The following is a 12,909-nucleotide window of genomic DNA, read 5'->3' on the forward strand; positions in this document are numbered from 1 at the left end:
GGGGCGGATCGCGGGTCAGCCCGGGATATCGGGCTCGACGAGCGTCGCCAGTTGCGCGAGCGACTCCTGCCAGCCGAGGTAGCACATCTCGACCGGAATCACTGCCGGCACGCCTTCCTGCACCACGCTGATTTCGGTGCCGCAGGACACGGGCTTCAGCGTCACCGTGGTCTGCATCTCGCCGGGCAGGTTCGGGTCGTCGAACGTGTCGGTGTAGCGAAGCTTCTCGAACGGCACCAGCTCCAGATACTCACCGCCGAAGGAATGCCCGTGACCGGTCGAGAAGTTCGTGAAGCTCATCCGGTAAGTGCCGCCGACCTTGGCGTCGAGATGATGCACCTTGCAGGTGAAGCCATACGGCGGCAGCCACTTCGCCATCGCATCGGCGTCGAGAAACGCGCGGTAGACGCGCTCGGGCGTCGCCCGCAGCACACGGTGAAGTCGGATGGTGCCTGTGGGCATGATCGGTTCGCCTTTCGATTCTGTGTTGGGGTGCAAGTACATATTCGGGAACACCCACCGTATCGCCACGCGGACCCGCGCGGCAACGGGCACCGGCAGATGCTGCACTGAATTCGTTCAGCCGTGGCTCAGCGCGGGTCGAAACGACCCGCCCTACACTGCTGCGGGGGCCGACGTAGAGAATGTCTTCCTACAGTACTCTCCCAACGGGGCCAGTATCGACATCGAACGGCTTCGTTTCGTAAGGAACCATTGGCAGATCTATTCCTCGGACAACGCCTGCGACTGAGTAGCCCCTTGAGGACTGAAATGAACATCAAGTTTGCCAAACTCTTCCCCTTGCTTTTCGTGACCTGCATGTCGGCGCACGCTCAGGAAGCACGCTGGTCGGTGATTCGATCGGCGTCAGAATCACGAATGAACAGCACCGAGCCCTTGCTGTCGGCGGTCATCCTTGAGGATCAGACACAGAGCGCCAGCGCGACCTCGGCGTCGGAGCGCCCTGGGTTCCCGGACAACCCCCGCCCCCGGAAGCTGGTGATCAAATCGGGAGTGACTTCGAAAGACCCGCAGCGGCACAGTCTTGAGATTGCGGTGCCCAGCGTTACGATTCCTGGCAACCAGTGTTCAACCGCAGAGATTGCTGATCTCGCCGCAACGGAGGGCAGCGTCACGATCACCATCAGTTATGAGTTCTCGTGCGGTGCAGGATCGAGCACAACCGTCACACATCAGTTCGCGGCTGTCGGCCCCGCAGTGCGCTTGAACTCCGTCAAGCTGGATGCTGCGTCGAGAGATGGCGTCGTCACCACGATCGTCGACTTTGAAAAAGGGGTAGCGGTCGCCCGTGTCGAACGACCAGAAGATACCAAGCCAAGGAAACCGAGAACCTTAGGGTTCAAGTCAGGCGCTTTGCGAGTAGGGGCCAATTCGCTTGTTGAATGCCCACCGCCACTTCGAGGCACTGAAATGCCCGACTGTTCGCTTTGAACTTGAGTGGCTGCCCGACCAAGCAAGGTAACCGCTGGTCCGGAATCGGGAGCGCAGAGTAGCAGCACGGCAGGTCAAACTCGTAAAGCCGCGTTTCTTCATATGGCACCGCCCGTTCTGGTGACGTGCCGGGCTTGAATGGAAATTGCTGGTTCAGCATTCAAATCGTTGGCCCGCGATCAATAGCTTAGGTGGTTTGGCTGGTGTTGGTTCTGGCGGGTTCGGCGTCTGTGAAGCATGGGGTGAGGCTGGATGGGTAAATTGCCCGTAACCCGCTCAGTCACAGTTCAACGGAAGTTGTGTAGTGGGGATTTTGTAATGGGATTGTTGAATTTCGCCGCTTATATGTTGCTGGCGGGAATGGCTGCTGGCTCGGCTTTGACGTGGACAGGACGTCCCGTCGTCGGGATATTCCTCAATGTGGCACTTCTTTTCATTTTTTTGGACGCAAATAGGAAATTCTTTGGAGGATTCTTTGTGAGGCCGCGGTTGTGGCTAAAAATGGCAGTAATAGAACACGTGTTTGCATTTCTTGCCCTAATTGTTTCCTCCATAATTAATGTGTCTTGGGTATTGGTTCGTTATGTAACGTAGCCTTGAATGCGCAGAATCCACAGCCTGGTAGCACGTAGGTTGGGCTGAGCGAGCGAAGCCCAACACCAACCAATCCGTGATGCCGGTTGTACGAGAGCGGCTGGGCTTCTCTACGCTCAGCCCAACCTACGCTTGCCTCTCCCGCGAAGCAAGAAACCCCTTCAGCGCCCTCCCCGTATGCGTCTTCGCCTTGACGCATTTCGCCACTGGCCCGGCGAAGACGATTTCGCCGCCGCCGTCGCCGCCTTCGGGCCCCAGGTCCACGATCCAGTCCGCTTCGGCCATGACGTCGAGGTCGTGTTCGATGACGAGCACGGTGTTGCCGGCGTCGACGAGGCGGTGGAGGACGTGGATGAGCTTTTCGACGTCGGCCATGTGCAGGCCGACTGTCGGTTCGTCGAGCACGTAGAGCGTGTGCGGCGTTCTGGCACGGGCGCGCGCGGCGGGGTCGGTCTTGACCTTGACCAGCTCGGTGACGAGCTTGATGCGCTGTGCTTCGCCGCCGGAGAGGGTGGGTGAGGGCTGGCCGAGGGTGAGGTAGCCGAGGCCGACGTCCTGCAGGAGCTTCAGCGGGTGCTGGATGACCGGATGGGCGGCGAAGAAGTCGACGGCTTCATCGATCTCCATCGCCAGTACGTCGGCGATGCTCTTGCCGCGCCAGGTGGCGCTGAGGGTGTCGGTGTTGAAGCGCGCGCCGTTGCAGACGTCGCACGGCACTTTGACGTCGGGCAGGAAGCTCATCTCGACGGTGCGCTGGCCCTGGCCGTCGCAGGCATCGCAGCGGCCGCCGGCGGTGTTGAAGGAGAAGCGGCCCGGCGCCCAGCCGCGCAGGCGCGCGGTTTCGGAGTCGGCGTAGAGCTTGCGGATGGCGTCCCAGAAGCCGATGTAGGTGGCCGGGCAGGAGCGCGGCGTTTTGCCGATGGGGGTCTGGTCGACTTCGAGCACGCGGCCGACCGGTTGCCAGCCGGTGATGGCCTCGCAGCCTTCCAGCACCACCTTGGCGCCCTTGGTGCGGCTGTTGAAGGCCTGCGTGGCGACGAGGCGGCGCAGGTTCTTGTGCAGCACGTCGCGCGCGAGCGTGGACTTGCCCGAGCCCGACACGCCGGTGACGACGATGAGGCGGCCGAGCGGGATCTGCGCCGTGACGTTCTTGAGGTTGTGCAGCGCCGCGCCTTCGACGGTGACCATGGGCGTCTCGGCATCGACCTTGCGCGCGGGTTGCAGCGGGTGTGCCAGCGGCGCGCGCAGCGTGCGGCCGGTGACCGATTCCGGCACGGCCATCAGCGCCGCGGCATCGCCTTCCGCGACGATATTGCCGCCGCGCGTGCCGGCACCGGGGCCCATGTCGATGACGTGGTGGGCGCGGCGGATGGTCTCTTCGTCGTGCTCGACCACGACCACGGTGTTGCCCTTGGCTTCGAGCGCGTGCAGCGTGTCGAGCAGCATGGCGTTGTCGCGCGGGTGCAGGCCGATCGAGGGTTCGTCGAGCACGTAGCAGACGCCACGCAGGTTGGTGCCCAGCTGCGAGGCGAGGCGGATGCGCTGCGCTTCGCCGCCGGAGAGCGTGGGCGCGGCGCGATCCAGCGCGAGGTAGCCGAGGCCCACGTCCTTGAGAAAGGCGAGGCGCGACTTGAGTTCGGCGACGATGTCGCGGCCGATCTCGGCCTCGCGGCCGGCGAGCTTGAGCGTGCCGACCCAGCCCGCCAGCCCCTCGACCGACAGGTGCGCATAGTCCGCGATGCTGTTGTCGCGGTAGCGCACCGCCAGCGCGGTGGGGTTGAGCCGCGCGCCCTCGCAGGCGGCGCATTCGGTTTCGGGCTCGACCTCCTCGTCCTCGCCGGCTTCACCTTCGTAGCGCAGGCCGGTGAACTCGGCCGCGGTGGCGTCGCCCTCGGGGTCGCGCATCGCGTCGCGCAGCCACTTGGGCAGCGTGTGGCCGGTGCCCATGCAGTCAGGGCACCAGCCGTGCTTGGAGTTGTACGAGAACAGGCGCGGGTCGAGTTCCGGGAAGCTGGTGCCGCAGGACGGGCACGCACGCTTGGTGGAGAACACCGTGACCTGCTCATCGTGGACGAGGTGCAGCACGCCCTTGCCGAACTCCAGCGCCTTGGCGAGCGCGTCGCGCAACTCGGCCTCGTTGCGGGCGCCGACTTTCAGCGTGGCGACCGGCAGCTCGATGATGTGTTCCTTGAAGCGATCCAGCCGCGGCCAGGGTTTGGTGGGCAGCAGGTCGCCGTCCACCCGCAGCTGGGCGTAGCCCTTGCCGGCGGCCCACTTCGCGAGGTCGGTGTAGAGGCCCTTGCGGTTGATGACCAGCGGCGCCGCCAGCGTGACGTCGCGGCCCTTGTAGTCGCGCAGCAGGCGCGCGGCGATGGCGTCGGGCGATTGCGGCTCGATCGCGCAGTCGCAGTCCGGGCAATGCTGGGTGCCCAGCTTCACGAACATCAGGCGCAGGAAGTGGTGGATTTCGGTGAGCGTGCCGACCGTGCTCTTGCGCCCGCCGCGGCTGGTGCGCTGCTCGATCGCCACCGTGGGCGGAATGCCGTGGATGGCGTCGACGTCCGGCTTGGCGGCCGGCTGCACGAACTGCCGCGCGTAGGCGTTGAGCGATTCGAGGTAGCGGCGCTGGCCTTCGGCGAAGACGATGTCGAAGGCGAGCGTGGACTTGCCCGAGCCCGACACGCCGGTGACCACGGTGAAGCGGCGATGCGGAATCTCGACCGAGACGTTCTTCAGGTTGTGCTCGCGCGCACGCACCACGCCGATGGCGTCGCGCCGCGCGGGCAGGTAGCGGTGCTTCGGCTCGGCGACGAGGCGGGCGGTGGTGTCGTTGGCCGCCGCCGCGGCGGCGACGCGCTTCGCCTTGCCGGCAGCCTTGCCGATCTGCGCCGGCGCGGTGAGGCGCACCAGGTAATCGGCCAGCGCACGGCCGGTGTGGGTGTCGGTTTGCTGCAGGGCGGCGGGCGTGCCTTCGAAGACGATGGCCCCGCCGCCGTCGCCGCCCTCGGGGCCGAGGTCCACCACCCAGTCGGCGGCGGCGATGACGTCGAGGTTGTGCTCGATCACCAGCACCGAGTGGCCGGCATCGACCAGCTTGGAGAGCGCGCGCAGCAGCTTGGCAACGTCGTCGAAGTGCAGGCCGGTGGTGGGTTCGTCGAACAGGAACAGAAGATGTTCCTTGGGCGCCGCCTTCTTCGCCTTGCTGCCCTTGCGGTGCAGCGCCTCGGCGGTCTGCGCGAGGTGGCCGGCAAGCTTGAGTCGCTGCGCCTCGCCGCCGGAGAGCGTGGGCACCGGCTGGCCGAGCGTGAGGTAGTCGAGACCAACATCCACCAGCGGCTGCAGCGCGCGCGCAAGTTCGCCGTCCTTCGAGAAGAAGTCCAGCGCTTCGGCCACGGTCATGTCGAGCACGTCGGCGATCGACCTGCCTTCGAGCTTCACTTCCATGACCTCGGCGCGGAAGCGGCGGCCGTCGCAGTCCGGGCAGCGGATGTAGACGTCGGAGAGGAACTGCATCTCGACGTGCTCGAAGCCGTTGCCGCCGCAGGTGGGGCAGCGGCCGTCGCCGGCGTTGAAGGAGAAGGTGCCCGCGGTGTAGCCGCGCTGCGCGGCTTCGGGCAGCGCGGCGTAGCGCTTGCGGATGCTGTCGAAGGCGCCGACGTAGCTGGCGGGGTTGGAGCGCGTGGTCTTGCCGATCTGCGTCTGGTCGACCATGACGACGCCGGTAATTTCGTCCAGCCCGTCGATGTCGTCGAAGGCGCCAGGCGCTTCGGTGGCTTCGCCGAAGTGCTTCTGCAGCGCGGGGTAGAGCACGTCCTGGATCAGCGTGGACTTGCCCGAACCCGACACGCCGGTGACGGCGACGAAGCGGTGCAGCGGCAGCGCGAGGTCGACGCCACGCAGATTGTTCGCACTCGCACCGCGCAGGGTGAGGCGCGGCGTCCAGTCGGCGACCTCGCGCGGGGTGAGGCCGGCGTCGACGCGGCGGTGGCCGCCGAGGTACTGGGCGGTGAGCGTGTCCTGCCGCGCGCGGAGCTCTTCCGGCGAGCCCCAGAACACGATCTCGCCGCCCTGCTTGCCGGGGCCGGGGCCGATGTCGAGGATGCGGTCAGCGGCGAACATCACCGCCGGGTCGTGCTCGACCACGATCAGCGAGTTGCCCGCGTCGCGCAGCCGGTGCATGACGCCGTTGATGCGGTCCATGTCGCGCGGGTGCAGGCCGATCGAGGGCTCGTCGAGCACGAAGAGCGTGTTCACCAGCGAGGTGCCCAGCGCGGTGGTGAGGTTGATGCGCTGCACCTCGCCGCCGGAGAGCGTGCGGCTCTGGCGGTCCAGCGTGAGGTAGGACAGCCCCACGTCGCAGAGGAAGCCGAGGCGGCTGCGGATCTCGCCCATCAGCTGCTCGGTGGCTTGGTCGAGGTTGCCGGGCAGCGCGAGGGTGTCGAAGAACTGCTTGGCGCGCACGATCGGCAGCTGCATCACGTCCTGCACATTGAGACCAGGCAGCGTGTCGAGGATCTCCGCGCGCATCGTCACCCCGTGCGGGCGGAAGCGGCGCAGGTTAGGCGCCAGCGCGCGATCCGCTTCCTCGCGGCTGCCGACACGCCACAGCAGCGGTTCGGTCTTGAGCCGCGCACCGTCGCACACGGTGCAGGGCGTGTAGGCGCGGTAACGCGACAGCAGCACCCGGATGTGCATCTTGTAGGCCTTGGTCTCCAGCCAGTCGAAGAAGTGGCGCACGCCGTACCACTTGCCCGGCCAGGACTTGTCCCAATTCACCCAGCCTTCGTCACCCTCGAAGACCCAGCGGCGATGCTCCTCCGGCAGGTCGCGCCAGGGAATGTCCATCGCCACGCCGCGCTTCTTGGCGAACTTGGCGAGGTCGGTCTGGCATTCCTTGTAGCTCTCGGTCTGCCACGGCTTGATCGCACCGTCCTTCAGCGACTTGGATTCGTCGGGGATGATCAGGCCGGGGTCGATGCCGATGACGCGGCCGAAACCGCGGCAGGCCTCGCAGGCGCCGACCGCGCTGTTGAAGGAGAAGTGCGCCGGCGTGGGGTCGGCGTAGTGGATGTCGCACTCGGCGCAGTGCAGATCGCTGGAGAACTTCCACACCGGCTTGCTCGCATCGGCCACGACCTCGCCGCCGACATGCACCTCGACACGGCCGTTCGCCAGCCGCAGCGCCGCCTCCAGCGCCTCGGCCAGACGCGCCGGTTCGGCGCTGGAGAAGCGGAAGCGGTCGACCACCACCGCCATCGTGCGCTCACCCACCGGCTGCATCCGCGCATAACCCTGCGCTTCAAGCGCGGCGCGGATCTCGGCCTCGCTGAAGTTGGCTGGAATCGCCACCGGCGCGACCAGCGCGAGGCGCGGGTCTTCCGCTTTCGTGCGCTCGGCCAGCGCCGCCGCGATCGTCTCGGAACTGTCGCGCTTCACCGGCGCGCCGCAGCGCTTGCAGTGCAGGTGACCGCAGCGCGCGAAGAGCAGTTTCAGGTGGTCGTTGAGCTCGGTCATCGTGCCGACCGTGGAGCGCGAGGTGCGCACCGGGTTGGTCTGGTCGATCGCGATGGCCGGTGGCACGCCGTCAATGCGGTCCACCTGCGGCTTGTCCATGCGGTCGAGAAACTGCCGCGCGTAGGGCGAGAAGGTCTCGACGTAGCGCCGCTGGCCTTCGGCGTAGAGGGTGTCGAACACCAGCGAACTCTTGCCGGAACCGGACGGCCCGGTCACCACGACCAGTTCGCCGGTGGGGATGTCGAGGTCGAGGTTCTTCAGGTTGTTCTGGCGGGCGCCGCGGATCTGGATCGTGTCGGGACCGGGGGTCGTCATGGCTGGCCTGGGCTTTCGGAAGCGGGGATCGGACATTTTAACTGTATAAATTGCCAGCCTGCACGCGCATGCGGTGAACACCGGAACCGGGGCGGCGCGGCAAAGCTGTCCGACAAGGCAATTGCTTTAAGGTTTCGAAATGCCTGGGTCGGCGCGCCAGGACTTGCGGCCAAGCCACGACGGTCATCGAAAACCCGGCCCCGCGCATTGGATATGGCTACAGGTGTTGGCCAGGATGCCGACAATGACTTGGCGTCGTTGCAACCTTCGCGCCCGAAGCACAATCAAATAGCAAAAGCCAACGGGGGAACCAGAGCATGTCCGTCAAACACACACTGTGCGCCATCGCGCTGGCGCTGTCGGCCGCGCCCACACTGGCGGCCGATGTCGGCGTATCGATCAGCATCGGCCAACCGGGCTTCTACGGCCAGATCGACATCGGCAGCTTTCCGCGACCGCAGGTGATCTACAGGCAACCGGTGATCATCGAACCCGGTCGAAGCTACGGCGGACCGGTCTACCTCCGCGTGCCGCCTGGTCACGAGAAACACTGGGGCAAGCACTGCGCCAAGTACAACGCATGCGGGCGGCCGGTTTATTTCGTGCGTGACGACTGGTACGAGCGCGAATACGTGCCCGCCTACCGGGCCCGCTACGGCGAGGGCGACCGCTACGACGATGACGACCAGGGGCACGGCAAGGGCAAAGACAAGGGCCACGGCAAAGGACACGGCAAGGGGCATGGGCACGACTGAGTGCCGGCCACCCGACAGGTCTCTTGATCAACTGCTCGGGTCAATGCCTATTGCATAAACTGTAAAAATCTGGTGCGTGTGCGAAAGTTGGCTGGCCCGCCATCCGTGCGGCCTTAGGCTGGCGCCTTCATGTTTGCCGGACTCGCCGCCGCGGTACTGCCGGCGCTGTTCGCACAACCAAGGCTGTACACCGTGCCCGACGCCGTAGCCCACGGAATCTCCGCGGCCCCCCCTGTTAGCTTCGAGCCCTTCTCCGCCCTGTCGCCAGCAACCCGGACGACATGGCAGACGCTCGCGGCCGCGCACGACGGGCACGAAAGCGTGTACGCCAGCCCGGTGTTCTTTGATGCGCTTTCCGACACCGAAGCACCCGACCACCTTGTGATCGCCGCAACGCCGGACAGCAAGCGTGGTGTGCAGGGTATTGCAGCCCTGCGCAAGAAGGCGCTGCAGCTTGATCCACACGGGCTCGCCGGGCGTTTGCTGACGCGACGGCTTGCCGTTTGGGGCGTGCTCGGCAGCGCACCGCTGATGCGGGAAAGCAGCGGCGGTGCGGCTTCGATCGCGGGCTTCATCGCGGCGCTGGCCGAAGCGCCTGGCCGTTTCGACGCGCTGGAACTGCAGTCACTGGAGGTCGGCAGCCCGACCTGGCAGGCGGTATTTGAATCGGACGCGGTCCGCGCGCAGTTCGTCGCCTACCTGCCGAACGGAATCCGCAACTGCCACCAGACACCACTGCCCGATACGGTGGAGGCTTACCTCGCGCAGTATCCACGCAAGAAGCGCTACAACCTCTCGCGCCAGTTGCGGCAGATCGGCGAAAACCTCGGCGGCCCGCCGACCGTGGTGCCGCTCACCGACATCGCAACACTGGATACCCTGTTCGACGCCGTCGCGCAGATCGGTGGCGGCGGTGGTGCCGTACTGTCACGGGCCGAATACGCTTCGCTCGCGCGGCAAGGGTTGCTGCTCAACTTTGTGGTGCAGGCGGGCGGTGCGCCGATCGCCGTGGTTCTGGGTATTCCGTCGGGCTCGGTATATCGGATCAACCGGGTGCTGTACGCCCACAGCCTCGCCCCCTATTCGCCGGGCACGTCCACGCTGCATCTGTTCAACGAATGGATCATCAAGGACGGGCGTTTCAAGGTGGTGGACTTCGGCTTCGGCGAACCTGGTCGCACCTACAGTTCGTCCAACCGCATGGTGCAGCGCGCCCGCGTGATGTTGCTGCGCCGTACGCTACCCAACCGCATCGCGATCACGCTGCATCGCGCCGTCGTGGCGCTGGAAAAGTGCGGCCGAACCCTATTGGCGCACGCCGAATCCCTTCGTGGACGGACGCGCGCGTTCACGCGACGCAAGTCGCCGCCCGCCACCGCAGCCGCCGACGAAGCGAACTGATGCGGGCGTCCAGCCGCCCGGTCGCAGGCTGGCGCAAGTCAATCATCGAGAGAGCCCCCTGCCTGGCCCGCAAAAACCGGCGCCCGGCGCTATAGTTCCGCCTCCAACGCGGAGTCTGGCAATGAGTTACTTCAAGCATCACGTGTTCTTTTGTTGCAACCAGCGCCCCGAGGGCGAGAGCTGCTGTGCCGATCATGGTGCGGCCGAGATACAGGCCTATGCGAAGGACCGCATCAAGGCGCTGAAGCTCAACGGCGAGGGCAAGGTCCGCATGAACAAGGCGGGTTGCCTGGATCGCTGCGACGACGGCCCGGTGCTGGTCGTGTATCCGGAAGGCGTCTGGTACACCTATGTCGACAAGACGGATATCGACGAGATCATCGATTCGCACATCGTCGGCGGCAAGGTCGTGGAGCGGCTGAAGCTCAAATGACGGCCCGCACCCTCACACAGCTAGTTGCCCGAAACGGCGGCTGCGGCGCGCTCGGCGGGGCCCAGCGCAGGCCGGAGAACGCAGCATGAGAAAAGTCCTGCCGACCGAGAAGTTCTTCATCGATGGCCCGGTGGGGCCGATCGAGATCCTGCGCGACACGCCGGAAGGCGCGCACGGGCTGGCGATCATCGCGCACCCGCATCCGCTGTTTGGCGGCACCAACACGAACAAGGTGGCACACACCCTGGCGCGCACGCTGTGTGGCTTGGGCTATTGCGCACTGCGGCCCAATTTCCGCGGTGTTGGCGGCACGGCCGGCACGCACGACCACGGCGACGGCGAATCGGACGATCTGCTGGCAGTGATCGACTGGGCGCAAGCTCAGTACGGCGACGGCCCGCTGGTGCTGGCGGGCTTCTCGTTCGGCGCCTTCGTGCAGACGCGTGTCGCCAAGCGGCTGGCCGCGGCCGGCCGGCCGGCGAAGCGGCTGGTACTGGTGGGCACCGCGTCGGGCTTCATCGAAGGCGCGCGCACCTACGACACCGAGGCGGTGACGCCGGACACCATCGTGATCCACGGCAACCGCGACGAAACGGTGCCGCTCGAAAACGTGCTGGCCTGGGCCGAGCCGCTGCAGGTGCCGGTGGTCGTGGTGCCGGGTGCCGACCACTTCTTCCATACCCGGCTGCACATCCTGCGCGACATCATCGTGCGGGCCTGGCGCGAATAGGCCTGCGGAGACTCCCCCCTGTTTCACCCCGCCCTGTCGCTTGAGGCCCAGCCCGTCAATCGCCGCAAGGTGATGCGCGCGATCATCGCGGTCGGGCTACCGCTTGTGATCGCGCTGATGCGGCATGAGCTGCTGCCGGCCGTGTATGGCGCGATCGCCGGCTTCTACACGATCTTCGTCGATTACGGCGGCTCGCTGTACGAGCGCGTCGCGGCAATCCTGTACATGACGGTGGGCATGCTGCTGGCCGGCATCGCCGGCGTGGTGGGCCACTTCGTGCCCGGCGCGCCGCTGATGCTGCTGCTCGGCTTCGCCACGCTGGCCGGCTGGCTGCAAGGCGCCGGCACGTCAGTGGAGTTCATCGGCAAGTACTGGTTGCTCGCCTTCCTGTTCGGCGATGGCGGCGGCGATCTGCCGCCACTGTGCGGCACCTACGTGATTCTGGGCGGGCTCGCCGGCGTGCTGTCGGTGCTGATCGACCGTGCGTTGTGGCGCAAGCCCGAACCGCAGAGCGCGCCGATGCTGGCGGATGCCGCCCGCAACCTGCTGCGGCGCCGGCACAACAACGGCGCTTTTGCCTTCTACTTCGCCAGCCTCGTCGTGATCGGCTATGTGCTGGGCCACACGCTCGGGCTCGCACGGCCTTACTGGGTGCCGCTGACGATCGTCATCGTCACCGTCTACGACCCGCGCCACAGCGTGCAGCGCCTGATCCAGCGGCTTGCCGGCTCGCTCTTCGGCGCATTGCTGGGCTGGGCGGTGGTGCAGTATGTGCACACCGACTGGATGCTGGCCGCGATCGTTACGCTGATGGCCGCGTTGACGCCGGTGGCGCAGGCGCGCAACTACTGGGTCGCAACGATCACGATCACCGGCCTGGTGATGGTGGTGCTGGACATGGGACAGCCCTACGAGATCCCCTCGGCGCACGCCTTCGCGCTGGCGCGGCTGGCCGATTCGGTGATCGGCTGCATCGTGTGCGGCATCGGTGCGCAGATCTACCTGCGCGTGCTGCCGCACATCGAAGCCCGACAGCGCCGGCCCCGCCGCTGAGCGGTATCCCTGCGGCGCGGGCCCCGCGCCGCCCCAGACAAGGAGTCACCATGCAACTGATCGCATCCCTCACCAGCCCCTTCGCGCGCAAGATCCGCGTGCAGCTGGCCGAAAAAGGCCTGCCCTATGTGCTGCTGCCGGAAAACCCGCACGACCCGGCAAGCCCGATCGGCCACTACAACCCGCTCGGCAAGGTGCCGGCGCTGGTAGCGGACGACGGCCGCACCTGGTTCGATTCGCCGGTGATCGCCGAGTACATCGAAACACTTTCCGCCGCGCCCTTCTTCCTGCCCGCCGATCGCCTCGCGGCGCTCGAAGTGCGGCAGGTGGAAGCGCTCGCCGATGGCGTCACCGACGCCGGCATCCTAGTGCTGATGGAAAGTCGCCGCGCCGCTGAACAGCAAAGCGAAGCCTGGCGCACGCGCCAGTGGGGCAAGGTCGAGAGCGGCCTCAGCGCGCTGCAAACGCTGCTTTCTGGGCGGACATGGGCGGTCGGCGAGTCGATGAGCCTTGCCGACATAGCGATCGGCTGCATGTGGGGCTGGCTCATGCTGCGTTTCCCCCAAGCCGGGCTGCCAGCCCGCTACCCGGCGCTCGCCGCTTGGGTGGACGGACTGATGCAGCGCCCTTCCTTCGCGCAGACACAGCCACCGGCCTGATCG

Annotated in this window: 9 protein-coding genes; 7 read left to right on the forward strand and 2 right to left on the reverse strand. The window is 66.3% G+C overall.

What is annotated here, in order from left to right:
* Positions 1-15 precede the first annotated feature (15 nt).
* Complete coding sequence (locus tag ACE3P0_RS12935; protein WP_374403061.1) at positions 16-462, reverse strand: SRPBCC family protein; 447 nt, start codon at positions 460-462, stop codon at positions 16-18.
* Positions 463-771: 309 nt separating this feature from the next.
* Here ACE3P0_RS12935 and ACE3P0_RS12940 point away from each other — a divergent pair, with 309 nt between their 5' ends.
* The gene (locus ACE3P0_RS12940) at positions 772-1,452 is read left to right on the forward strand and encodes a hypothetical protein (protein WP_374403062.1); all 681 of its coding nucleotides are present in this window, start codon (positions 772-774) and stop codon (positions 1,450-1,452) included.
* A gap of 720 nt (positions 1,453-2,172) precedes the next feature.
* Here ACE3P0_RS12940 and uvrA read toward each other — a convergent pair.
* A complete protein-coding gene (uvrA, locus tag ACE3P0_RS12945) occupies positions 2,173-7,875 on the reverse strand; it encodes an excinuclease ABC subunit UvrA (RefSeq protein ID WP_374403063.1) in 5,703 nt (1,900 codons plus the stop codon).
* A gap of 317 nt (positions 7,876-8,192) precedes the next feature.
* Here uvrA and ACE3P0_RS12950 point away from each other — a divergent pair, with 317 nt between their 5' ends.
* The 6 genes from ACE3P0_RS12950 to ACE3P0_RS12975 all read left to right on the forward strand — a co-directional run bounded on the left by ACE3P0_RS12950 (position 8,193) and on the right by ACE3P0_RS12975 (position 12,906).
* Positions 8,193-8,630: a hypothetical protein gene (locus ACE3P0_RS12950; protein ID WP_374403064.1), complete on the forward strand. Its 438-nt coding sequence runs from the start codon at positions 8,193-8,195 to the stop codon at positions 8,628-8,630.
* Between the two features lie 129 nt (positions 8,631-8,759).
* Complete coding sequence (locus ACE3P0_RS12955; protein WP_374403065.1) at positions 8,760-10,031, forward strand: GNAT family N-acetyltransferase; 1,272 nt, start codon at positions 8,760-8,762, stop codon at positions 10,029-10,031.
* 121 nt (positions 10,032-10,152) lie between these two features.
* Positions 10,153-10,464, forward strand: coding sequence for a ferredoxin (locus ACE3P0_RS12960; protein WP_374403066.1), 312 nt, complete (start codon positions 10,153-10,155; stop codon positions 10,462-10,464).
* 85 nt (positions 10,465-10,549) lie between these two features.
* Complete coding sequence (locus ACE3P0_RS12965) at positions 10,550-11,194, forward strand: alpha/beta hydrolase (RefSeq protein ID WP_374403067.1); 645 nt, start codon at positions 10,550-10,552, stop codon at positions 11,192-11,194.
* A 72-nt stretch (positions 11,195-11,266) separates the two neighbouring features.
* Entirely contained in the window at positions 11,267-12,247 is a 981-nt protein-coding gene (locus ACE3P0_RS12970) for an FUSC family protein (RefSeq protein ID WP_374403069.1), read from the forward strand.
* 50 nt (positions 12,248-12,297) lie between these two features.
* On the forward strand, positions 12,298-12,906 hold the full coding sequence (locus ACE3P0_RS12975) for a glutathione S-transferase (RefSeq protein ID WP_374403070.1): 609 nt from the start codon (positions 12,298-12,300) through the stop codon (positions 12,904-12,906).
* The last annotated feature ends 3 nt before the right edge of the window (positions 12,907-12,909 follow it).

It is taken from the genome of Niveibacterium sp., assembly GCF_041909475.1.
Classification (GTDB): domain Bacteria; phylum Pseudomonadota; class Gammaproteobacteria; order Burkholderiales; family Rhodocyclaceae; genus Niveibacterium.

Coding starts and splice junctions, on each gene's coding strand:
- ACE3P0_RS12940 (WP_374403062.1), top strand. CDS start 772: ATGAACATCAAGTTTGCCAAACTCTTCCCCTTGCTTTTCGTGACCTGC.
- ACE3P0_RS12975 (WP_374403070.1), top strand. CDS start 12,298: ATGCAACTGATCGCATCCCTCACCAGCCCCTTCGCGCGCAAGATCCGC.
- ACE3P0_RS12935 (WP_374403061.1), bottom strand. CDS start 462: ATGCCCACAGGCACCATCCGACTTCACCGTGTGCTGCGGGCGACGCCC.
- ACE3P0_RS12955 (WP_374403065.1), top strand. CDS start 8,760: ATGTTTGCCGGACTCGCCGCCGCGGTACTGCCGGCGCTGTTCGCACAA.
- ACE3P0_RS12965 (WP_374403067.1), top strand. CDS start 10,550: ATGAGAAAAGTCCTGCCGACCGAGAAGTTCTTCATCGATGGCCCGGTG.
- ACE3P0_RS12960 (WP_374403066.1), top strand. CDS start 10,153: ATGAGTTACTTCAAGCATCACGTGTTCTTTTGTTGCAACCAGCGCCCC.
- ACE3P0_RS12950 (WP_374403064.1), top strand. CDS start 8,193: ATGTCCGTCAAACACACACTGTGCGCCATCGCGCTGGCGCTGTCGGCC.
- uvrA (WP_374403063.1), bottom strand. CDS start 7,875: ATGACGACCCCCGGTCCCGACACGATCCAGATCCGCGGCGCCCGCCAG.
- ACE3P0_RS12970 (WP_374403069.1), top strand. CDS start 11,267: ATGCGCGCGATCATCGCGGTCGGGCTACCGCTTGTGATCGCGCTGATG.